Consider the following 21,147-nt stretch of genomic DNA (forward strand, 5'->3'; position numbering starts at 1 on the left):
ATGACGGCGATCGATCCCACGCTCCGCACCACCCGAACGACCTGTCCCTATTGCGGCGTCGGCTGCGGCGTGCTGGCAACGCCGGACGGCAAGGGCGGCGCGGCGATCGCGGGCGATCCCGATCATCCCGCCAATTTCGGCCGGCTGTGCTCCAAGGGCTCCGCGCTCGGTGAGACCGTCGGACTGGAGGGCCGCCTGCTCCATCCGATGATCCGCTGCAAGGGCGTGCTCGAACGCGTCGCCTGGAGCGATGCGCTCGATCACGTCGCCCATCGCATGCAGCACATCGTGGCCCGCGACGGCGCCGATGCGGTCGCGTTCTATCTCTCCGGCCAGCTTCTCACCGAGGATTATTATGCCGCCAACAAGCTGATGAAGGGCTTTGTCGGCACGGCCAACGTCGATACCAACTCGCGGCTCTGCATGTCGTCGTCGGTTGCCGGCCATCGCCGCGCCTTCGGCGCCGACACCGTGCCCGGCTGTTACGAGGATCTCGACCAGGCCGATCTGCTCGTCTTCGTCGGCTCGAACGCAGCCTGGTGTCATCCGGTGCTGTTCCAGCGCATGCTGAAGAACCGGCAGGAGCGGGGCGCGCGGATGATCGTGATCGATCCGCGCCGCACCGACACCGCTGACGACGTCGATCTGTTCCTCGGTCTCAAGCCGGGCACCGACACGGCCCTCTTCTCCGGACTGTTCGTTGATCTCGTCGACAGCGGCGCGTTGGACAAGGGCTACGTCGCCGACAACACGTCGGGCTTCGAGGATGCGCTGGCGCGCGCGCGCAGCATCGCCGGCAGCATCACCGCGACTGCGCTTGCCACGGGCTTGTCCGAGCAGGACGTCGCCGCCTTCTTCAGGATGTTCCGCGACACCGAGAAGGTCGTCACGCTCTACTCGCAAGGCGTCAACCAGTCGGCGCAGGGCACCGACAAGGTCAACGCCATCCTGAATTGCCATCTCGCCACCGGGCGCATCGGCAAGCCGGGCGCCTCGCCGTTCTCGCTGACCGGGCAGCCGAACGCGATGGGCGGCCGCGAGGTCGGCGGCCTCGCCAACATGCTCGCCGCCCATATGGGCTTCACGCCGCCCGACATCGATCGGGTCAGGCGGTTCTGGAAGGCGCCGCGCATCGCCACCCATGAAGGCCTGAAGGCGGTGCAATTGTTCGAGGCGATCAATCGCGGCGAGGTCAAGGCGCTCTGGGTGATGGGCACCAATCCCGCAGTGTCGCTGCCCGATGCGGATCTGGTGCGCGAGGCGCTGAAGAAGCTCGAGCTGTTCGTCGTCTCCGAGAACGTGCTGACCAACGACACGGTCGAGGCGGGTCCGCATGTGCTGCTGCCGGCGCTCGCCTGGGGCGAGAAGTCGGGCACGGTGACCAACTCCGAGCGCCGCATCTCGCGCCAGCGCTCGTTCCTGCCGGCGCCGGGCGAGGCGCGCCCCGATTGGTGGATCCTCAGTGAGACCGCGAAACGCCTCGGCTTCGGCGACAGCTTCAACTACAAATCCGCCGCGGACATTTTCCGCGAGCATGCCGCGCTCTCGGCGTTCGAGAACGACGGCCGCCGCGATTTCGACATTGGGGCGCTGACCTCGCTGTCCGACGAAGCCTTCGACGCATTGAAACCGGTGCAGTGGCCGATGCGCGAAGGCGGGACGCCCGGCGAGCGCTTCTTCGCGCAAGGCGGCTTCTTCACCAATGACGGCAAGGGCCGCTTCGTCGCGCCGGAGGTGCCGTCGCTGCGCAGCGAGATCGGCCCGTCGCGCCCCCTGCGGCTCAACACCGGGCGCATCCGCGACCAGTGGCACACCATGACGCGCACCGGGCTCAGCCAGCGACTGGGCGCGCACCTGCCCGAGCCCTTCGTCGAGATCCATCCCGACGACGCCAGCAAATACGGCATCGCCCATGACGGCTATGTCCGGATCACCACCGACTACGGCCAATGCATCCTGAAGGCCGTCGTGAGCGACCGCCAACAGCGCGGCACACTGTTCGCGCCGATCCATTGGAGCGCGATGAACGCCTCGCACGGCCGCGTCGGTGCGCTGGTGCAGTCCTTCACCGATCCGTTCTCCGGGCAGCCGGAATCGAAGGCGACGCCGGCGGCGATCGCGCCTTACGAATTCGTCTTCCGCGGCTTTGCGCTGGCACGCAAGCAGCTCGACCTTCCATCGAACCTGCTCTGGACCCGCGTCACGGTCGCCGGCGGCTTCGGCTATCTGTTCGCCGACAACGCGGATCTGTCGCGCTGGCCGGCCTGGCTCGAAGGCATCGCGGGCGAGGACGTCGCCGAATATCGCGATTTTGGCGGCGGCATCTATCGTGCTGCCTCCTTCGCCGGAGATCGCATCGAGGCCTGCCTGTTCGTCGGTCCCGGACATGACGCCGGCGATTGGGAGGTGGTCAGAACGGCCTTTGCGGCCGATCACGTCACCGACGAGCAGCGCCGCATGCTGCTATCGGGCAAGTCGACGGAGGGGGCGGCCTCGACCGGGCCGATCGTCTGCGCCTGCTTCGGTGTCGGCCGCGGCACCATCTGCGACACCATCGCGAGCGGCGCGCGCACGGCGGCGGAGATCGGCGCCAAGCTCAAGGCCGGCACCAATTGCGGCTCCTGCATCCCCGAGCTGAAGCGTCTGATCGCGACGACGGACGTCGCGCCGGTGAAGCCGGCGAAGGTCGCTGCGGGATAGAGGCGACGTTCTCGGTCGTCGCCATAAACTCCGCTGTCATCGCCTGGCTTGACCGGGCGATCCAGGACTCCGAGACGGCAGCGGGTCATCGAGAGACTGTGGCGTACTGGATTCCCCGCCCCAGTGCGCAATTGCGCACAAGGCGGGGAATGACGGTTGGGAGGAGGAGCCATGCCTTCGCCCAATCGACGCGCCGTCGATTGTGCCCTATGGTGCCGCGCGCTGCCCTCAACACATTCAAAAACGACAATGATGTACCTGGAAACGCCGCCGCGTCTGATCGAGACCAGGCTGTTCTCTGCCATGCCCGAAAAGTTCCGCCGCAAGGACGTGCGGACGGATTGGGCCGACGCCAACCGGCCGGGCATTGCGACCGACAGTTTCATCGAGGGGCCATCCTTCGACAAGAACGGCAATCTCTACATCGTCGACATTCCGTTTGGTCGCATCTTCCGCATCGCGCCTGAGGGTGCATGGTCGCTCGTGATCGAATATGAGGGATGGCCGAACGGGCTGAAGATCCCCCCCGATGGCCGCATCCTGGTGGCTGATTACATGCACGGCATCATGGAGCTCGATGTCGAAGCTGGCCGCGTCAGGCCGGTCCTGACGGCCCGTAATTCGGAATCCTTCCGCGGCTGCAACGATCTCCATCTCGCCTCCAATGGCGACATCTATTTCACCGACCAGGGCCAGACCGGCCTGCATGACGCAAGCGGCCGGGTCTACCGACTGGCATTGAATGGCCGCCTCGATTGCCTGCTTCATACCGGCATCAGCCCGAACGGCCTGGTGCTCGACCCCAGCGAAACCGTGCTGTTCGTTGCGATGACGCGCGACAATGCGGTGTGGCGCCTGCCGTTCATGAGGGACGGCAGCGTGTCCAAGGTCGGCCGCTTCTGCTCACTGTTCGGCACCAGCGGACCCGATGGGATGACCATGGATGCCAAGGGCAGGCTGTTCGTCGGCCACGCCTCGCTCGGCCACGTCTTCGTGTTTGCGCCGAACGGTGAATTGATCGCGCGGATCAAGTCGTGCGCGGGGCCGAATTGCACGAATGTCGCAATCGGTGGCGCCAACAAGGATCATCTCTACATTACGGAGTCCGCGACCGGCAGCGTGCTGGTGGCGGATCTCGGCGGACTGTGAGTTCCAACATGAACACAAATCCTTTCGGCAAGACCGGCGCCAACGTCTCCGTCATCGGGCAGGGCACCTGGTATCTCGACCACGGCGACCGCAAGCGTGCGGTTGCCGCGCTCCAGCGCGGGCTCGATCTCGGCATGAGCCACATCGATACGGCCGAGATGTATGGCGATGCCGAGCTCGTCATTGCCGATGCCATTGCAGGCCGCCGCGATGAGGTGTTCCTCGTTTCGAAAGTGCTGCCGAGCAACGCCTCACGTCGTGGAACCGTCTCCGCCTGCGAGCGCTCGCTGAAGCGGCTGAAGACCGACCGCCTCGATTGCTATCTGCTGCACTGGCGCGGTGCCTATCCGCTGGAAGATACCGTGGCCGCTTTCGAGGAGCTGGTGAAGGCCGGCAAGATCAAGTCCTGGGGCGTTTCCAATTTCGACGCGGACGATCTCGACGAGATTCTTGGCGTTGCCGGCGAGGGCCGCATCGCCTGCAATCAGGTGCTCTATCATCTGAAGGAACGCGCGATCGAGCACGCGGTGATCCCCTGGTGCGAGCGGCATGGCGTCGCGGTGGTGGCCTATTCGCCGTTCGGTCACGACGATTTTCCCGCGAGCAGCAGCAAGGGCGGTGCCGTGCTGGCGCGCGTCGCAGAGGCGCGTCGCGCGACGCCGCGTCAGGTCGCGTTGAGCTTCCTGACCCGGGCAACTACGGTGTTCGCGATCCCGAAGGCGTCGTCGGCCGAACATGCCGGCGAGAATGCGGCGGCCGGCGATCTCGTGCTGACGAAAGACGAGATTTCTGCACTCGATGCGGCGTTTCCACGCGGCCCGAAGCCGCGCAGCCTGCCAATGCTGTAGTGCACAAACACCCATTGTTAACGGAGCATTGACGCGCGCGGACGTGAGCGCATATCGGCATCCTGTTTTCGGAAGTTGTGAACGCGGCGCAATTGTCGTTTTTTACGACTGTTCTCGATTCGCATTTTGCCCGGGTTCCAGCCGTGACACCGCCGCCCGCCGCAGCCGCAAGGCTCGACACTATCCCTATGCCTGTGCCGGAGAAGAAGCAGCAGAAGGCTCGCCGCGCGCCCGCGCGCGTCGATCATCCCTTCAAGGGCATTGCGCTGGTGCTGTTGTCGACGGTCTTTCTCGGCACCTCCGACACTACCGCGAAATATCTCTCGACCAGCCTGCCGTCGATCGAGATCACCTGGATCCGCTTCGTCACCTTCGCGCTGATGTTCACGCCGGTGATGCTGCCCGGCTCGCCGCTCCATGCGATGCGCACCGACCGGCTTGGCCTGCAGCTGATGCGCGGCGCCGCGCTGCTCGGCTCCTCGCTGTTCTTCATCACCGGCCTGAGCTTCCTTCCCATTGCGGAAGCGTCCGCCACCGGCTTCGTCTCGCCGCTGTTCGTCACGGCGCTGTCGATCGTTTTCCTGAGCGAGAAGGTCGGCATGCGCCGCTGGATCGCGACCGCGATCGGCCTGACCGGCGTGCTGATCATCCTGCGGCCGGGCACGAGCGCGTTCCACGCCGCCGCGTTTTTCCCGATCATCTCGGCGTTCTGCTGGGCTGCCGCGCTGATCCTGACGCGGATGATGAGCGGTCGCGAGGCCGTGCTCACCACCATGGCGTATTCCGCCCTGACCGGCGTTGCGATCCTGTCCGTGATGGTGCCGTTCGTCTGGGTGACGCCGAGCTGGAGCGCGATCGGGCTCGGCATCGTGATCGGCGTCGCCTCGACCGTCGGCCAGTGGATCATCGTGCTGGCCTATCGCTACGGCGATGCCTCGGTGCTGGCGCCGTTCTCCTACACGCAGCTACTGTGGGTCAGCATCTTGGGCTACTTCATCTTCGGCGAAGTCCCTGACGTCTGGACCGTCGTCGGCGCGGCCTTCATCGTCGCCAGCGGCCTCTACATCGCCCATCGCGAGCGAGTGCGCCGCGCCCAGCTCTTGGTGCTGGAAGAGCGTTCCCCGAACGCCTGACGCAATATCGCTATTCGCACTTCGTGCTATCAACGGCTCCCACAATTGGGGAGGAGCCGGATGCGCGCTGCGATCTTCAGGAACGGTGAGATTGTCGTTGACCGGATGGCCGCGCCGAGGCCGGGCCCCGGCCAGGTACTGGTGAAGACGCTCGCCTGCGGCATCTGCGGCTCAGACCTGCATGCGCGCCAGCACGCTCGCCGCATGGTGGAGATGGCGAAGAAGACCGGGCGCAAGCCGATGGACCTCACCCGTGACGTCGTGTTCGGCCACGAGTTCTGTTGCGAGATCGTCGACTATGGTTCCGGCACTACGCGCAAGCTCAAGCCGGGCACGCATGTCTGCTCGCTGCCGGCGCTGGTGACGCCTCAAGGCATCGAGGGCATCGGCTATTCCAACGACAATATCGGCGGCTATGCCGAGGCGATGCTGCTGAGCGAAGCGCTGCTGCTCGAAGTGCCGAACGGCCTTGCCCCGGAACACGCGGCGCTGACCGAGCCGCTCGCCGTCGGGGTCCACGCCGTGGCGAAAGCCGGCATTCGTGGCGGCGAGGTGCCGCTCGTGATCGGCTGCGGTCCGGTCGGGCTTGCGGTGATCGCGGCGCTGCGGATCAAGGGCTTGCATCCGATCGTCGCCGCCGATTATTCGCCGGCACGGCGCGCGCTCGCGGCCAGGCTCGGCGCCGACATTGTCGTCGATCCCAGGGTGTCGCAGCCCTATGCGACCTGGGCCGAGCACGCGCAGATGTCTGATGCCGAGAAGGCGGCGCGGCCGCCGTTCCAGGCCATGCTGCCGGCGCTCAAGCCCGCGATCATCTTCGAATGCGTCGGCGTGCCCGGCCTGTTGCAGCAGGTGTTCGAGGGCGCGCCGCGCGATGCTGGGATCGTGGTGGTCGGCGTCTGCATGGAGAGCGACAGAAACGAGCCGATGCTGGGCATCATGAAGGAGCTCAACGTCCAATACGTGCTCGGCTACACGCCGGACGAGTTTGCTGCGTCGCTGCGCCTGATCGCGGAAGGGCAGGTGGACGCCGCCGCGATGGTGACCGCCGAGGTCGGCCTCGACGGCGTCGCAAAGGCCTTCGCCGACCTCGCCAATCCCGAAGCGCACACCAAGATCATCGTGCAGCCGTGGCGGTGACGGCTACACCGGCAGTGCGATCGAATACTTCACCTGGCTGAGCGCAAAACTCGACTCGATCGAGGCGATGCCGTCGAGGCGGGGCAGCTTGGTCTTCAGGAAGGTCTCGTAGGAGGCGAGGTCGGCCGCGACGACGCGGAGCAGATAGTCGCGATTGCCGGTCATCAGATAGCATTCCAGCACCTCATCCCATTTCGAGATCGCACGGGCGAAGCGGTTGAGGTCCTCTTCCTTCTGCCGCGCCAGCTTGATCGAGATGAAGACGCTGACATGCAGGCCGAGCGCCTTCTGGTCCACGGTCGCGACATAGCGCGAAATGACGCCGCGCTCCTCCAATAGCTTGACCCGGCGGTGGCAGGGCGAGACCGAGAGCCCGACCTTGTCGGCAAGTTCCTGCATGGTCAGCCGGCTGTCGGCCTGGAGGTGGCTGAGGATCTTGCGGTCGATGGCGTCGAGCTCGGGCATTGGGATGAAACCTGTCCTTGGTGCGATCCATTGGTAAAATATCCCAATATCGCCAGGTATGGCGCGAAAAATTGAGAAGTTTGGCGCCGTCCGTGGGCGTATCATCGCCCCATCTGTTTCCGGGAGCATTGCCATGCCCGTTGATTCCGCCCGTCTGGACACATTGACCGCCCTCAGCCGCAAGGCGCTGTGGCTGTCGTCCTGGACCATCCACCACGCCAATCACATCCGCCCCAACGCCGATGGCCTCAAGGTCGGCGGCCACCAGGCGTCCTCGGCCTCGCTCGCCACCATCATGTCGGCGCTGTACTTTCACGTGCTGCGCCCCGAAGATCGCGTCGCGGTGAAGCCGCATGCGAGCCCGGTGTTCCACGCCATCCAATATCTGTTCGGCCGGCAGAGCCGTGAGAAGCTGGAGAACTTCCGCGGTTTCAAGGGCGCGCAGTCCTATCCCTCGCGCACCAAGGACGTCGACGACGTCGACTTCTCCACGGGCTCGGTCGGCCTCGGCGTCGCGCAGACGCTGTTCGCCTCGCTGGTGCAGGACTACGTCAAGGCGCATGGCTGGATGAAGGACCGCCGCGAAGGGCGGATGATTGCGCTCGTCGGCGATGCCGAGATGGACGAGGGCAACATTTTCGAGGCCCTGGCGGAGGGCTGGAAGCACGGCCTGCGCAACACCTGGTGGGTGGTCGACTACAACAGGCAGTCGCTCGACGCCGTCGTGCGCGAGGGGCTCTGGGAAAAGTTCGAGACCATGTTCCGCAATTTCGGCTGGGACGTCGTCATCGTGAAATACGGCCGGCTGATGCGCGAGGCGTTTGCGGAAGCAGGCGGCGAAGCCTTGAAGCGCTGGATCGACAATTGCCCGAACGCGCTCTATGCGGCGCTGTGCTTCCAGGGCGGTGCGGCCTTCCGAAAACATCTGCACGACGAGATCGGCGATCAGGGACCGATCACAAGACTGATCGACAAGCGCAGCGACGAGGAGCTGCTGGCGCTGATGTCAAATCTCGGCGGCCACGACATGGCGAGCATGCTGGAGGCGTTCGAATCGATCGACCACGATCGCCCGGTCTGCTTCATCGCCTACACCATCAAGGGCGTCGGCCTGCCGTTCCAGGGTCACAAGGACAACCATGCCGGCCTGATGACGGTCGCGCAGATGGAGAAATATCGCGACAGCCAGAACATCCGGCCCGGCCATGAATGGGACAAGTACGAGGGCCTGCCGCAATCGGCCGCCGAGCTCGACGCCTTCCTCGCCCGCGTTCCCTTCAACCAGGACGGCCGCCGCCTGACCGCGCCCGTCGTCGAGGTGCCCGCGCAGCTCGCCTTCAAGCCGTCGCCGCAGATGTCGACCCAGCAGGGCTTTGGCCTCGTGCTGAACGAGATCGCGCGCGACGACAGCGAGCTGGCGAGGCGCATCGTCACGACCTCGCCCGACGTCACGGTCTCCACCAATCTTGGCCCCTGGGTGAACCGCCGCGGCCTGTTCGCCAGCGCCGAGAAGGCGGACTTATTCCGCAGCGAGAAAATTCCCTCCACCTACAATTGGGACGCCTCGCCCAAGGGCCAGCATCTGGAGCTCGGCATCGCCGAGATGAACCTGTTCATTATGCTCTCGGCGCTCGGCCTGTCGCACCAGATCAACGGCGAACGCCTGCTGCCGGTCGGCACGCTCTACGATCCCTTCATCGAGCGCGGCCTCGATGCGCTGAACTACGCCTGCTACCAGGATGCGCGCTTCATGGTGGCGGCGACGCCCTCGGGCATCACGCTCGCGCCCGAAGGCGGCGCGCATCAGTCGATCGCAACGCCCTTGATCGGCATGGCGCAGGATGGGCTCGCCTCGTTCGAGCCGGCCTTCGTCGACGAGCTCGCCGTGATCATGGCTTTCGGCTTCGAGCACATGCAGCGCGATCCGGGCGAGGGCGGCTCGGTCTATTTGCGGCTCTCGACTCGCGCAATCGAGCAGGCGCAGCGGATCATGACGCCGGAGCTGCGCCAGGGCATCACCGACGGCGCCTATTGGCTGCGCAAGCCGGGCCCGAATGCCGAGGTCGTGATCGCCTATACCGGCGCGGTCGCGCCGGAAGCGATCGAGGCCACCGGCTTCATCGGCGAGAGCCGCCGCGACGTCGGGCTGCTCGCGATCACCTCGGCCGACCGTCTGCACACAGGCTGGACCGCCGCACGGAAATTGCGCCGCGACCGGCGCGGCGTGCAGCATCTCAGCCACATCGAGAAGCTGCTGGCGCCGCTGCCGCGCGACTGCGGCATCGTGACCGTGATCGACGGCCATCCATCTGCGCTCGGCTGGCTCGGCAGCGTCCGCGGCCACCGCGTCGAGGCGCTCGGCGTCGAGCAGTTCGGCCAGACCGGCAGCATCGCCGACCTTTATCGGCACTACGGCATCGACGCGAATGCGATCATCGATGCGGCCGAAAGCCTCACCACTGGCGCGCCGGTGCTGCATCGGAAAATGGCGGTGTAGCTACGTCGTCATTCCGGGGCGATGCGAAGCATCGAACCCGGAATCCATCGGGCCTCAGTCCAGGTGGTGAAATGGATTCCGGGCTCGCGGCTTTGCCGTGCCCCGGAATGACAGCGGGACTACCTTGCCTCTCTCCCGCCATCGGCTCATATAACCTCCGTCCGCCGCAACGCTGGCCCCGCATATGGCGGGTTCAATTGCCGGCGCTTTCGTGCAAGGATGCCTGCCGAAACGCCCCCACCATGCCCCCAAGAAGAGGTTAACGATGGTCAATCGCATGCAATTCTACATCGACGGCGCCTGGGTCGATCCCGCCGTCAAGAAGTCCACCGCCGTGGTCAATCCCGCGACGGAAGAGGCGATGTACGAGGTTGCGCTGGGCTCGAAGGCCGACGTGGACAAGGCGGTTGCCGCCGCCAAGCGCGCCTTTGCAACCTTCTCCCAGACCAGCCGTGAGGAGCGCGTCGCGCTGCTCACCAAGGTCATCGAAGTCTACAAGGGCCGCCTCAAGGAGATCGGCGCCGCCGTCTCCGACGAGATGGGCGCACCGCTGCCGATGGCGGAAAAGCTGCAGGCCGGCGCCGGCCTCGGCCATCTCATGACCACCCTCGAGGTGCTCAAGAACTATCATTTCGAGGAGCCGGTCGGCACCGCCATGGTGCTGCGCGAGCCGATCGGCGTGGTCGGCATGATCACACCCTGGAACTGGCCGCTCAACCAGATCGCCTGCAAGGTCGCGCCCGCGCTCGCCGCCGGCTGCACCATGATCCTGAAGCCCAGCGAGTTCACCCCGACCTCGGCGCTGATCTTCGCCGAAATCCTCCATGAAGCCGGCGTGCCCAAGGGTGTGTTCAACCTCGTCAACGGCCTCGGCCCCGAGGTCGGCGCCGCCATGAGCGAGCACCCCGACATCGACATGATCTCCTTCACCGGCTCGACCCGTGCTGGCATTGACGTCGCCAAGCGTGCGGCTCCCACAGTGAAGCGCGTCAGCCAGGAGCTCGGCGGCAAGTCGCCGAACGTCATCCTGGAAGGTGCCGACCTCACCAAGGCGGTGACCGGTGGCGTGATGCACATGTTCAACAACTCCGGACAGTCCTGCAACGCGCCCTCGCGCATGATCGTGCCGCTGTCCAAGATGAAGGAAGTCGCCGCGATCGCGAAGGCCGTCGCCGACAAGACCAAGGCGGGCGATCCGCGCGCCGAAGGCACCACCATCGGCCCGGTGGTCAATCGCGGCCAGTGGGACAAGATCCAGGGCCTGATCAAGAAGGGCATCGACGAGGGCGCAACGCTCGTCGCCGGCGGCCCGGGCCTGCCCGAAGGCGTCAACAAGGGCTTCTATGTCCGTCCGACCATCTTCGCCGACGTCACCCCTGACATGACGATCGCCCGCGAGGAGATCTTCGGACCGGTGCTGACCATCATCGGCGCCAAGGACGAAGCCGACGCGGTCAAGATCGCCAACGATACGCCGTATGGACTCGCTGGCTATGTCTACGGTCCTTCGGTCGAGGACGCCAAGCGCGTCGGCCGCCAGATCCGTGCCGGCAACGTCAACCTGCAAGGCGTGCCCAACGACCGCACCGCGCCGTTCGGCGGCTACAAGCAGTCCGGCAACGGCCGCGAGTGGGGCAAGTTCGGCCTGGAGGACTTCCTCGAAGTGAAGGCCGTCGCCGGCTTCAACGCGGCGTAGGTCTTAGTCTTCTGAACAAGCACGACGCCGGAGCGGGAAACCGCTCCGGCGTTTTTCGTTTTGCTCCGTCGTCATTCCGGGGCGTCGCGAAGCGACGAGCCCGGAATCCATTTGTCCGCAGGCTCTGCCGCACGATGGATTCTCAGGTGCGCTATTGCGCACCATAGCTCGCGCCGAAGACGGTGCGCCCCGGAATGACGGCGGAGAGAGATGCGCCTATCCCCCCGGCGCGCCCTGCGTGTTGACATACAGCGCGTAGATCGACTGGCTTGCCGCCATGAACAGGCGGTTGCGCTTGAGGCCGCCGAAGCAGACATTGGCGCAGCGCTCGGGCAGGGCGATGCGGCCGATCATGACGCCGTCGGGCGCAAACACCACGACGCCGTCGAGCTCGGGATCGCCCATGCCCCAGCCGCACCAGAGATTGCCGTCGATGTCGCAGCGCATGCCGTCCGGCGTGCCCGGACCTGCATCGATGTGAACGCGTTTGCTGGAAATCGTGGTGCCGTCGGCCGAGACGTCATAAGCGAGGATCTTGCGGTTCGGTTGCCCACGGGATTCCACCACGTACAGGATCTTCTCGTCCGGGGAGAAGCAGAGCCCGTTCGGCCCCAGCACGCCTTCGGCGACGATGGTCGCCTTGCCGGTTTCGGGATCGAGCCGGTAGACGTTGGGCTCGATCTCGCTCTCGGCCTTGTAGCCCTCGTAATTGCCGAGCAGGCCGAAGGTCGGATCGGTGAACCAGATCGAGCCGTCCGATTTCACAACGACATCGTTCGGCGAGTTCAACCGCTTGCCGTTGAATTGATCCATCAGCACGGTGATGCTGCCATCATATTCCGTGCGCACCACGCGGCGCCCACCATGCTCGCAGGTGATGAGCCGGCCCTGACGGTCACGCGTATTGCCGTTGGCGAAATTCGACGGCTTGCGGAACACTGAAACAGCGCCCGTCTCCTCTTCCCATTTGATGATGCGCTGGTTCGGGATGTCGCTGCAGAGCAGATAGCGTCCGTCGCCGAACCAGACCGGACCCTCGGCCCAGCGCAGCCCGGTTGCAATCCTCTCCACCGCCGACAGCTTCAGCCAGTATTTTTCGAAACGGGGGTCCAATGCCCTGATCGCCGGATCGGGATAGTAGCTCGCCGGCCGCCAGCCTGGCCGCTCCTGGGGGTGGGACGATGCCTCATTCATGCCGGTTCTCTCGTTTCGTTCCCTCTGGACAATCCTGCTATCATTAGAGACATGTGACCGCAAATCGGTCAGCACAGGTGAGGGAAGACATGCCGCGTATTTTGATGACGGGCGCTTCGGGCGGAATCGGTACGAGCCTGCGCAAGCTGCTGCCGCCAATCTATCCGGATCTCCTGCTCTCCGACATCAAGCCGCCCGCCGATCTCGGCGCGAACGAAAAGTTCAAGGCGGCGGATCTCGCCGATCTCGCGCAATGCGAGGCGATCTGCGAGGGCGTCGACGGCATCCTGCATTTCGGCGGCTATTCGGTGGAAGGCACCTGGGATCAGATCCTCCAGGCCAACATCATCGGCGGGGATAATCTGTTCGAGGCGGCGTATCGCAAGGGCGTCAAGCGCGTGGTGTTCGCCTCCTCGAACCACGCCGTCGGCTTCTATCCGCGCCACCACAAGATCGGCACCGACGTCACGCCGCGGCCCGATAGCCGCTACGGCGTCAGCAAGGTGTTCGGCGAGGCCGTCGGCGCGCTCTATGCCGACAAGCACGGGATGAAGGTGACCTGCCTGCGCATCGGCAATTTCGGCGACATGCCGCTCGACCAGCGCCGGCTCTCGATCTGGCTCAAGCCCGACGACCTCGTGCAGCTCTGCCGCATCGGGCTCGAGCATCCCGACATTCATTTCGAAGTATTCTACGGCGCCTCCTTCAATGAGCGTGCCTGGTGGGACAACCATCGCGCCTACGAATTCGGCTATCGGCCCACGGGCCGCGCCGAGGATTTCCGTGAGCATGCCATGGCGGAACAGGCCAAGCTGAAGCCGGATCCGGTCGGCGATTATTTCCAGGGCGGCACGTTCTGCAGCATGGAGTTCGATGCCGATCCCAGCCGGATCATCGATTGGAATAAGCGCTAGGGCGCCCCACATGGTGAGAGCGGCCGAGGCTCTGCTTGGCCGCTCTCACCGTACGTTGGCGCCGGATCAGAACAGGCCCGGGATCAGCATCGCCACCTTCTCCCTGTAGTGCCGGTACTGATCTCCGAACAGAGACATCAGGTCGCGCTCCTCCAACCAGATGCCGACGAAGATGTAGGCCGTCGTCACCGTCGCGAACAGCAGGTGCCCGAGCGTCATGGTGGGCGCCGACCAGAACGCGATGATGAAGCCGAGATAGATGGGATGCCGGATCAGGCGGTAGAGGCCCGGCGTCCTGAACCTCATCGGCTCCGCGAGCCGTCCTGCAAAGTGGCTGATGACTTGCGTCAGTCCGAACAATTCGAAATGGCTGATCAGGAACGTGCCGTACAGCACGATGAGCCAGCCGGCGAAGCCGCCGGCGACCGCGGCGTAGGCTGCCATCGGCGTCTCGATCTCCCAAACCACGGCGGTGATGGGACGCCATTGCCAGAACAGCAGGATCAGGCTCAGGCTCGCCAGCAGCACATAGGTGCTGCGCTCGAGCGCGGGTGAGGCGAAGGCGGCGAACAGCTTCTTGAAGCCCTGGCGAGCCATGCCGCTGTGCTGGATGGCAAAAAGCGACATCAGCGCGAGGTCGACCATGAGGGCCTGTCCGGTCGAGCCGGTTGCGCCGCCGTCGATCGTCTTGGGCACGACGAACTGCGTGATGAAGCCGACGGCGTAGAGAAAGGTCACGAAGAAGATGAGATACGCGAGGACGCCATAGCCAAGCACGAAGCTTCGTGCTGCGAGCGAGCTTGCGGTCTGAGTAGGTCCGTTTTGCATCGTGATGGACATGATGAATCTTCCAGTTCAGTGGTGAAGGATTGAAGCGGCTGTTTCAGCGGGCGGTGTCGCCGCCGCCTTCGTCACGTTGCAAGGGCTGTCGGAACCGTCGCGGCCTTGCATTTGCCGGGGCCTTTCTGGACCGCTGCGCCGCCGCTCACGCCGTCGGTGCGATGGTCGCCGAGCGTCGTTGCAGCCGAGGCCAGAACAAGCGACATCACGACGGCACAGATTGTCCCGATCGCCAGCGCGGCGGTTCTGGATTTGAGATTTCCGCGCCTGAAATTCTTGAAATCGGAGGTCTTGGCTTCGGAAGCGTCGGATTGGAAGAAAGAATTCATGACTATGTCCTCGAGTTGAAACTGTTGCCGGGAATGCAAATCGTCTGATGATGAAGCGCGTCTCGAACCGTGCCATCACCGCTCGCCGTGGCCCCGCCGCAACCCTTCGCGAACTGCATTGCGGCCTTCTCGCGGTTCGCCAGCATGCTGGCGACAGACTGATTGATGAGTCGGCGAAGCCGCAGCAGGATGCCGGCGAGATATCGCTGTGAGGGGCTCAGTGCGGGCGGCGCCTGAGACTGAATGGACATTTCTTTATCCTTTCACGGCAGCACGAGTTGAGGCGCCGCCCGCGCCGATCTGCTATTCGGCGGCGGCCGTCTGCGGGGTGGGATCGCTGCGAACGACCACGGTCGTGGCGACCTTGTAGAATTCCTCACCCGGCATGCCGACGCGTCGTGCATGCTCGCGGATCGACTCCCCGTCGCGCGCTTCATAGATGCAGAAGGTGCCGATGCGGCCGTCAGCCTCATGGACCACATAGCTGCGGATCCAGCGAACGCGGTCGGACATCTGCTCGTTGCCGATCTGCGCGGACTTCGCGCCTGCGGCTTCCAGTTCGCTCAGGTTTGCCCAGGCGCTTGGGCGGCGAATGACATAGAGTTCCATAAGGCGTCTCCTCAGGGTTGATGCCAGTCGGTCGTGACCGAAGGCCGTGAGGAGCTATAGGCGCCGCCGGCGCTGATCGTCCTGACCGGGGCCTGATCATTGCCTGATCCTTGTCTGAACCTTTTCCGCCTCCCCTGGACATAACGATATGACCCTCAGGTTTGGACCCTTCGAGCTCGACGAAGCGGGCCGCGCGCTTCTTCACGCGCAGCGGGAAGTCGCGTTGCAGCCGCGTGTGTTCGATCTGCTGGTCTACCTGACGCGGAACCGGGACCGGGTCGTCACCAAGGAAGAGCTGCTCGATGCCCTCTGGCCTGACGTAACCGTCACCGACAATTCCTTGCAGCGGGCGGTCAGCATGCTGCGTGGGGTGCTGCGCAGGGGCGGCATGGATAGCGCCATCCGGAACATGCCGGGCAGGGGATATCGCTTCTGCATCGACGGCGTATCGGAGCCGCGGGTTGCCGCTCTCGAGACCACGGACGAGCAAGCCCCGGACCTGCGGGCGCAGGCGCAACGCGCGACTGCCGCGCAAGCCTGGGACGACGCCGCAGCGCTGTTCGAGGCGGCCGATCCCGTCCAACCGCTTGATGGCGCCGACTTGCACCAATGGGCGCTGGCCTTGCAGTGCACCGGCAGGGCCGATGCAGCCTTGCCTCTGTTGGCTCGTGCAGTCGCCGCCCATACCAGGGCGGGCAACGTGCCGCTGGCTGTCGTCGACGCCGTCACGCTCTCCGGCTTGCACTTCGAGCGCGGCCAGGCGGCGATTGCCAAGGGTTGGCTGGCCCGCGCGGAGGATTGGGCCTCTGACATCGAGGATCCCGCCACGACTGCGCTAACTCTCTGGATGAAGTCGAAAGTCGCCGCGTTCGACGGCGAGCCTGAACAGGCGCTTTCGCTGGCCGATATCGCCTACAGCACGGTCCGGCACAAGGACGCCGTTGGCATCGAGGCCCTGAGCCTTGCTTATCGCGGGTTCTACCGGCTCTGTCTGGGCGATACGCGCGCAGGACTGGCGGATCAGGACCTCGCCGCTGCGATGGCGCTTTCCAGCGGCGATATCGATCCGATCGTCGGAGGCATCCTCTACTGCAACATCCTTTGGGCGGCGCGGATGTTCGGAGATTGGGCGAGGGCGGACCAGTGGACGCTGGGCTATCAGAAGTATTGCTCCGAGAGCGGGATGGAATTGACCGGCTCCTGCCAGCTTCATCGCTCGGAAGTCCTTGGCGTCAGGGGCTCGCTTGGTGAAGCCTTGTCGCGCATTCAGGATTCGTTGGCACGGCTGACCAGCGATGCACCATGGGCGATCGGCGATGCCAATCGCGTGCTGGCTGATGTCCAGGCTGCGATCGGCAATGACGACGCCGCGCTCGAAGCCTACGAAAAGGCCTATGCCCTCGGCTGGTGCCCGGAGCCCGGCCGCGCCATGCTCTTGCTGGAACGTGGCGAGGCAGAAGCGGCCTACACCAGTCTCGAACGCAGCTTGATCGGAAAGACCTGGTGGACCTTGCAGCGGCGAGGAATATTGTTCGCGCATCTGGCGCTCGCCGCCGCGCATACAGGCCGTCATGAACAGGCCCGGGAGCTGATCGAAGAGCTTTCCGGAAGTCCGGACCGCTGGCCGATGCCGTCGATCCGGGCATTGACGAACGAAGCGCAATCGGTTCTTGCCGATGCGCGCGACGATTACGACTCTGCCCTGCGGCATCTGCACCTGGCCCGGCAACTGTGGTCGAGCATCGACGGGCGAGTGCAGGCCGTCAGGCTGAGACTCCGTATCGCGAAGCTGCAATTGGCGCATGATGACGTTCGAGGGGCTTCAGCGGAAATTCACGCCGCCCAGCTGGTGGCGGGCGAACTGGGCTCGCGGAAGTTCGAGGCTGCCTGTGCGGTCTTGCGGCGCGAGGTCGAGACGCGAACGACGGGACGTGCTGCCTAGCCGCCGCCCGTGATCGGTGTCCCGCCTGTGCGACGACGCGTGATTGTCTTGTGCGGTCCAACTGGCGCCACCGCGTGCTCTGGCGTTCCGTCCGTTGATATGGATCAAGGCTGCTCCAGCCTTCCGGCTTTCGATGGGTGCGACTGTAATCAGCACCCGTTGCGTTGATGGCGGCGCGACGGCAGCAGCGGAAGTCCCGACAATGAAAATCAAATTGTCAGCCGTCGCGATGCTCGCGATGATCGCTTCCGAACCGTCGCAAGCCGCAGCGCTCACCGAGGCCGAGGCGACGTTCCTCGACCAACTCGTCATCGCATCCGTGGTGCTCGAACAGCGATGCGACGGTTACGAGGTCGACGGCAGCGGCAGCGTTCAGCTCGGCGCCCGGCTGCTCGGCAGCCCCGATGCCGCCATGGCCATGATCGACGCCTATGCCGCGGCCATCAAGGCCCGCGACGGCGAGAGCTACGATCCCGGCAAGTTCCGTCCGGAGGTGGCGGATGCGGCCGCCAGGACATTCAGGCGCGTCCGGACCGACCTGATCAGAAACCCGAACCGGGCCTGTGCCGAATATGGCGAGGCAAGCACAGATCGCGGGCTCTTGAGACGGTACTGAGCGGTCTGTTGCGCGTCTTGGCTTGCTGCAGCGCGACTGGTCTACGCGGTAGGTGGCCTCTGCAAGGACGATGAGAGTTGAGCTCACGGAGAGTTCCCGGCGGTCTGCGCGCACGCCTCGTCCTTCAAGACGACCGCTTCGCGGTCTCCTCAGGATGAGGCTAAGCTGCATCGCAGCTCGTCGCAACTTACTGCCGTGCACTCGGTCCTCATCCTGAGGAGCCCGCCTAAGGCGGGCATCTCGAAGGATGGCTGCAGGAAATAAACGCTTAACGCGATGGCGCGCGGCTCAAGCGGGACGGGGCGAAGCTAACGCCGGACGCTATCGACTGATCTTATTGACAATCGAGGGGCAGGTTGTACCACAATGAGAGCTTAGGGAGCAGCATGATGACGAGTGGTTTGCGCAAGGGTCTGACGAGCTATGGCGATGCCGGCTTCTCGCTGTTCCTGCGCAAGGCGTTCATCAAGGCCATGGGCTATTCCGACGACGCGCTGGAGCGCCCGATCGTCGGCATCACCAACACCTATAGCGACTACAATCCCTGCCACGGCAACGTCCCGCAGATCATCGAAGCCGCCAAGCGCGGCGTGATGCTGTCGGGCGCGATGCCGTTCGTGTTCCCGACCATCTCGATCGCCGAGAGCTTTGCGCATCCGACCTCGATGTACCTGCGCAATCTGATGGCGATGGACACCGAGGAGATGATCCGGGCCCAGCCGATGGATGCGGTGATCGTGATCGGCGGCTGCGACAAGACTTTGCCGGCGCAGGTGATGGCCGCGATCAGCGCCGATCTGCCGACCGTGGTCATTCCGGTCGGTCCCATGGTGGTCGGTCATCACAAAGGCGAGGTGTTAGGGGCCTGCACCGACTGCCGCCGTCTCTGGGCGAAATATCGCGCCGGCGACATGGACGATGCCGAGATCGAAGCGGTGAACGGACGCCTCGCGCCGTCGGTGGGCACCTGCATGGTGATGGGCACGGCCTCGACCATGGCTTGCATGATCGAAGCCATGGGCCTGTCGCTGCCGATGAGCGCGACGATCCCGGCGCCCCATGCCGAGCGCTTTCGTCTTGCCGAGGCCAGCGGCAAGGTTGCCGCCGAGATGGCCAAGACCAAGGGGCCGAAGCCCAGCGATCTGCTGACGCCGGCGTCTTTCAAGAATGCGCAGGTCGTGCTCCAGGCCATCGGCGGCTCGACCAACGGCCTGATCCATCTGACCGCGATGGCGCATCGCTCGCCGCACCGGCTCGATCTCGGCGCGTTCGACCAGATCGGCCGCGAAGTGCCGGTGCTGGTCGATCTCAAGCCGTCCGGCGAGCATTACATGGAGCACTTCCATCACGCTGGTGGCGTGCCGAAGCTCTTGGCGCAGCTCGGCGATCTCATCGATCTCGACGCCAGGACGATCAGCGGCCAGACGCTGCGTGAGATCGCGGCGAATGCCGAGGACGTGCCCGGCCAGGACGCCATCCGTCCGCGCGACAATCCGATCAAGAAGGAGGGCGGTCTCGCCATCCTGCACGGCAATCTCGCGCCGCGCGGCGCGGTCATCAAGCAATCCGCCGCAAGCCCGAAGCTGCTCAAGCACACCGGGCGCGCGGTCGTGTTCGAATCCGTCGAGGACATGACGCTGCGGGTCGACGATCCCGATCTCGACGTGAATTCCGACGACGTGCTGGTGCTGCGCAATGCCGGCCCGAAGGGCGCGCCGGGCATGCCCGAGGCGGGCTATCTGCCGATCCCCAAGAAGCTTGCGCGCGGCGGCACCAAGGACATGGTGCGCATTTCCGATGCGCGCATGAGTGGCACCGCGTTCGGCACCATCGTGCTGCACATCACCCCGGAATCGGCCGTCGGCGGACCGCTGGCGCTGGTGATGAATGGCGACATGATCAGCCTCGATGTAGCCAAGCGCAGCATCGAGCTTTTGGTCGATCCGGCCGAGCTCGAACGGCGCCGTGCCGCACTGAAGCCGGCCGCCGCGCAGGAAGAAGCACGGCGCGGCTACGCCTGGCTGTTCAACGAGACCATCATGCAGGCCGACGAGGGCTGCGACTTCGATTTCATGCAGAGGACTGGCCCCGTGAAGGGCTGATCGCGCCAGGCGCTACTTGCCCTTGCTCGTGAACTTCTTCACGGCAACGCGGAATTCCTCCGTGTTCATCGCCATGATGATCTTGTGCTCCTCGGCGTCGAGCTGCTGCTTCACCGGCGTGGTGGCGGCCTGATAGACCAGCTGCTTGGTGCCGGCGATGGCGGCCGGCGGGTTCTGCGCGAGACGCTCGGCGAGCTTTCGCGTGGCCGCCTTCAATTCCGCGGCGGGCACGATCTTCGCGACCAGGCCCCATTCATAGGCCTGCTGCGCGGTAAAATTGTTCTCCGACAGGAAGATCTGCAGCGCCCGGCGGGAGCCGACCGTGCCGACGATGCCGACGGTCGAGCCCCCGTCGGGCGACACGCCGATCTTGGCGTAGGCCGGCGTGAACTTGGCGTCGTCGGCGGCGATGCAGAGATCGGTGACGAAGGCGAGGCCCATGCCGGCGCCAGCCGCCGAGCCGTGCACGCTCGACAACGAGATCTTCGGCATGCGCCGGATGATCTCGATGAAGGCATGATAGTGCTTCAAGAGCTCGCCGACGACCGGCGTCACCGTGCCCGCCTCCGCGGCCGCCCCGATCGTCTGCAGATCGCCGCCGGCCGAGAATGCGCGGCCTTCGCCTTCGAGGACCACGACGCGGACTGCGTCATCGCCTTCGATCGTGGCCGCGAGCTGCTCGAGCTTCTGCGCGATGGCGAGGTTGATCGAGTTGAAGGCGGCGGGGCGGTTGAGCGTGATGGTCGCGATCGGGCCGTCGATCCGCAGCAGGGCGGGATCATCGGGCTGGGAGACGGGAGCTGGCATCTGGAATATCCCCGGCGTGAGGTCGTCAGCAGCGACTAAATCGCAGAAGCGCGGGGGAGACAATCCCCGCGGTGCACCCTTGCACTGGACGGAACGATAGGCTCAAATGGACGCGCCTTCGCCAAGGGACGGACACGAGCGCCGGCTCCTCGTAAGGTCAGCAACC

At 64.9% G+C, this 21,147-nt stretch carries 18 protein-coding genes; 11 read left to right on the forward strand and 7 right to left on the reverse strand.

Features of this window, described 5'->3' with window-relative positions:
• From X268_RS08010 to X268_RS08030, 5 genes are all read left to right on the forward strand, one after another.
• Positions 1-2,700, forward strand: coding sequence for a nitrate reductase (locus X268_RS08010; RefSeq protein WP_128924423.1), 2,700 nt, complete (start codon positions 1-3; stop codon positions 2,698-2,700).
• 252 nt (positions 2,701-2,952) lie between these two features.
• Positions 2,953-3,849 carry an SMP-30/gluconolactonase/LRE family protein gene (locus X268_RS08015; protein WP_128929190.1) on the forward strand — a complete coding sequence of 299 codons (897 nt, stop codon included), beginning with the start codon at positions 2,953-2,955 and terminating at the stop codon, positions 3,847-3,849.
• An 8-nt stretch (positions 3,850-3,857) separates the two neighbouring features.
• Positions 3,858-4,697, forward strand: coding sequence for an aldo/keto reductase (locus X268_RS08020; protein WP_128924424.1), 840 nt, complete (start codon positions 3,858-3,860; stop codon positions 4,695-4,697).
• Positions 4,698-4,885: 188 nt separating this feature from the next.
• Entirely contained in the window at positions 4,886-5,830 is a 945-nt protein-coding gene (locus tag X268_RS08025; RefSeq protein WP_164938102.1) for a DMT family transporter, read from the forward strand.
• Positions 5,831-5,890: 60 nt separating this feature from the next.
• Complete coding sequence (locus tag X268_RS08030; protein WP_128924426.1) at positions 5,891-6,970, forward strand: zinc-binding dehydrogenase; 1,080 nt, start codon at positions 5,891-5,893, stop codon at positions 6,968-6,970.
• Positions 6,971-6,973: 3 nt separating this feature from the next.
• On the opposite strand, the gene X268_RS08035 is transcribed toward X268_RS08030, so the two are convergent.
• Positions 6,974-7,435, reverse strand: coding sequence for an Lrp/AsnC family transcriptional regulator (locus X268_RS08035; protein ID WP_128924427.1), 462 nt, complete (start codon positions 7,433-7,435; stop codon positions 6,974-6,976).
• A 133-nt stretch (positions 7,436-7,568) separates the two neighbouring features.
• Here X268_RS08035 and X268_RS08040 point away from each other — a divergent pair, with 133 nt between their 5' ends.
• Together X268_RS08040 and X268_RS08045 are read left to right on the forward strand one after the other, a co-directional pair.
• Complete coding sequence (locus X268_RS08040) at positions 7,569-9,932, forward strand: transketolase (RefSeq protein WP_128924428.1); 2,364 nt, start codon at positions 7,569-7,571, stop codon at positions 9,930-9,932.
• Positions 9,933-10,197: 265 nt separating this feature from the next.
• Positions 10,198-11,628 (forward strand): aldehyde dehydrogenase family protein, encoded by a 1,431-nt coding sequence (locus X268_RS08045; protein ID WP_128924429.1) that lies wholly within the window; start codon positions 10,198-10,200, stop codon positions 11,626-11,628.
• A gap of 216 nt (positions 11,629-11,844) precedes the next feature.
• Here the strand turns inward: X268_RS08045 and X268_RS08050 are convergent, their stop codons facing one another.
• Positions 11,845-12,822, reverse strand: a complete 978-nt coding sequence (locus X268_RS08050) for an SMP-30/gluconolactonase/LRE family protein (protein ID WP_128924430.1) — start codon at positions 12,820-12,822, stop codon at positions 11,845-11,847.
• An 89-nt stretch (positions 12,823-12,911) separates the two neighbouring features.
• On the opposite strand from X268_RS08050, the gene X268_RS08055 reads away from it, so the two are divergent.
• Complete coding sequence (locus X268_RS08055) at positions 12,912-13,736, forward strand: NAD-dependent epimerase/dehydratase family protein (protein ID WP_128924431.1); 825 nt, start codon at positions 12,912-12,914, stop codon at positions 13,734-13,736.
• Positions 13,737-13,802: 66 nt separating this feature from the next.
• On the opposite strand, the gene mddA is transcribed toward X268_RS08055, so the two are convergent.
• The 4 genes from mddA to X268_RS08075 all read right to left on the reverse strand — a co-directional run bounded on the left by mddA (position 13,803) and on the right by X268_RS08075 (position 15,514).
• On the reverse strand, positions 13,803-14,576 hold the full coding sequence (mddA, locus tag X268_RS08060; RefSeq protein WP_128924432.1) for a methanethiol S-methyltransferase: 774 nt from the start codon (positions 14,574-14,576) through the stop codon (positions 13,803-13,805).
• A gap of 71 nt (positions 14,577-14,647) precedes the next feature.
• On the reverse strand, positions 14,648-14,905 hold the full coding sequence (locus X268_RS08065) for a hypothetical protein (RefSeq protein ID WP_128924433.1): 258 nt from the start codon (positions 14,903-14,905) through the stop codon (positions 14,648-14,650).
• A gap of 2 nt (positions 14,906-14,907) precedes the next feature.
• Positions 14,908-15,156, reverse strand: a complete 249-nt coding sequence (locus X268_RS08070; RefSeq protein ID WP_128924434.1) for a hypothetical protein — start codon at positions 15,154-15,156, stop codon at positions 14,908-14,910.
• Between the two features lie 52 nt (positions 15,157-15,208).
• Entirely contained in the window at positions 15,209-15,514 is a 306-nt protein-coding gene (locus tag X268_RS08075) for a nickel-binding protein (RefSeq protein ID WP_128924435.1), read from the reverse strand.
• A 148-nt stretch (positions 15,515-15,662) separates the two neighbouring features.
• Between X268_RS08075 and X268_RS08080 the strand changes: the two genes are divergently transcribed.
• The 3 genes from X268_RS08080 (at position 15,663) to X268_RS08090 (ending at position 20,174) form a co-directional block, all read left to right on the forward strand.
• The gene (locus X268_RS08080; protein WP_128924436.1) at positions 15,663-17,456 is read left to right on the forward strand and encodes a winged helix-turn-helix domain-containing protein; all 1,794 of its coding nucleotides are present in this window, start codon (positions 15,663-15,665) and stop codon (positions 17,454-17,456) included.
• A 202-nt stretch (positions 17,457-17,658) separates the two neighbouring features.
• Positions 17,659-18,072, forward strand: coding sequence for a hypothetical protein (locus tag X268_RS08085; RefSeq protein WP_128924437.1), 414 nt, complete (start codon positions 17,659-17,661; stop codon positions 18,070-18,072).
• Positions 18,073-18,461: 389 nt separating this feature from the next.
• Complete coding sequence (locus X268_RS08090) at positions 18,462-20,174, forward strand: IlvD/Edd family dehydratase (RefSeq protein WP_164937609.1); 1,713 nt, start codon at positions 18,462-18,464, stop codon at positions 20,172-20,174.
• Between the two features lie 12 nt (positions 20,175-20,186).
• Here the strand turns inward: X268_RS08090 and X268_RS08095 are convergent, their stop codons facing one another.
• Positions 20,187-20,981, reverse strand: a complete 795-nt coding sequence (locus X268_RS08095) for an enoyl-CoA hydratase/isomerase family protein (RefSeq protein WP_128924439.1) — start codon at positions 20,979-20,981, stop codon at positions 20,187-20,189.
• Between the last annotated feature and the right edge of the window lie 166 nt (positions 20,982-21,147).

The organism is Bradyrhizobium guangxiense (assembly GCF_004114915.1).
GTDB classification, from domain to species: domain Bacteria; phylum Pseudomonadota; class Alphaproteobacteria; order Rhizobiales; family Xanthobacteraceae; genus Bradyrhizobium; species Bradyrhizobium guangxiense.

Coding starts and splice junctions, on each gene's coding strand:
- X268_RS08010 (WP_128924423.1), top strand. CDS start 1: ATGACGGCGATCGATCCCACGCTCCGCACCACCCGAACGACCTGTCCC.
- X268_RS08015 (WP_128929190.1), top strand. CDS start 2,953: ATGTACCTGGAAACGCCGCCGCGTCTGATCGAGACCAGGCTGTTCTCT.
- X268_RS08020 (WP_128924424.1), top strand. CDS start 3,858: ATGAACACAAATCCTTTCGGCAAGACCGGCGCCAACGTCTCCGTCATC.
- X268_RS08025 (WP_164938102.1), top strand. CDS start 4,886: ATGCCTGTGCCGGAGAAGAAGCAGCAGAAGGCTCGCCGCGCGCCCGCG.
- X268_RS08030 (WP_128924426.1), top strand. CDS start 5,891: ATGCGCGCTGCGATCTTCAGGAACGGTGAGATTGTCGTTGACCGGATG.
- X268_RS08035 (WP_128924427.1), bottom strand. CDS start 7,435: ATGCCCGAGCTCGACGCCATCGACCGCAAGATCCTCAGCCACCTCCAG.
- X268_RS08040 (WP_128924428.1), top strand. CDS start 7,569: ATGCCCGTTGATTCCGCCCGTCTGGACACATTGACCGCCCTCAGCCGC.
- X268_RS08045 (WP_128924429.1), top strand. CDS start 10,198: ATGGTCAATCGCATGCAATTCTACATCGACGGCGCCTGGGTCGATCCC.
- X268_RS08050 (WP_128924430.1), bottom strand. CDS start 12,822: ATGAATGAGGCATCGTCCCACCCCCAGGAGCGGCCAGGCTGGCGGCCG.
- X268_RS08055 (WP_128924431.1), top strand. CDS start 12,912: ATGCCGCGTATTTTGATGACGGGCGCTTCGGGCGGAATCGGTACGAGC.
- mddA (WP_128924432.1), bottom strand. CDS start 14,576: ATGTCCATCACGATGCAAAACGGACCTACTCAGACCGCAAGCTCGCTC.
- X268_RS08065 (WP_128924433.1), bottom strand. CDS start 14,905: ATGAATTCTTTCTTCCAATCCGACGCTTCCGAAGCCAAGACCTCCGAT.
- X268_RS08070 (WP_128924434.1), bottom strand. CDS start 15,156: ATGTCCATTCAGTCTCAGGCGCCGCCCGCACTGAGCCCCTCACAGCGA.
- X268_RS08075 (WP_128924435.1), bottom strand. CDS start 15,514: ATGGAACTCTATGTCATTCGCCGCCCAAGCGCCTGGGCAAACCTGAGC.
- X268_RS08080 (WP_128924436.1), top strand. CDS start 15,663: ATGACCCTCAGGTTTGGACCCTTCGAGCTCGACGAAGCGGGCCGCGCG.
- X268_RS08085 (WP_128924437.1), top strand. CDS start 17,659: ATGAAAATCAAATTGTCAGCCGTCGCGATGCTCGCGATGATCGCTTCC.
- X268_RS08090 (WP_164937609.1), top strand. CDS start 18,462: ATGACGAGTGGTTTGCGCAAGGGTCTGACGAGCTATGGCGATGCCGGC.
- X268_RS08095 (WP_128924439.1), bottom strand. CDS start 20,981: ATGCCAGCTCCCGTCTCCCAGCCCGATGATCCCGCCCTGCTGCGGATC.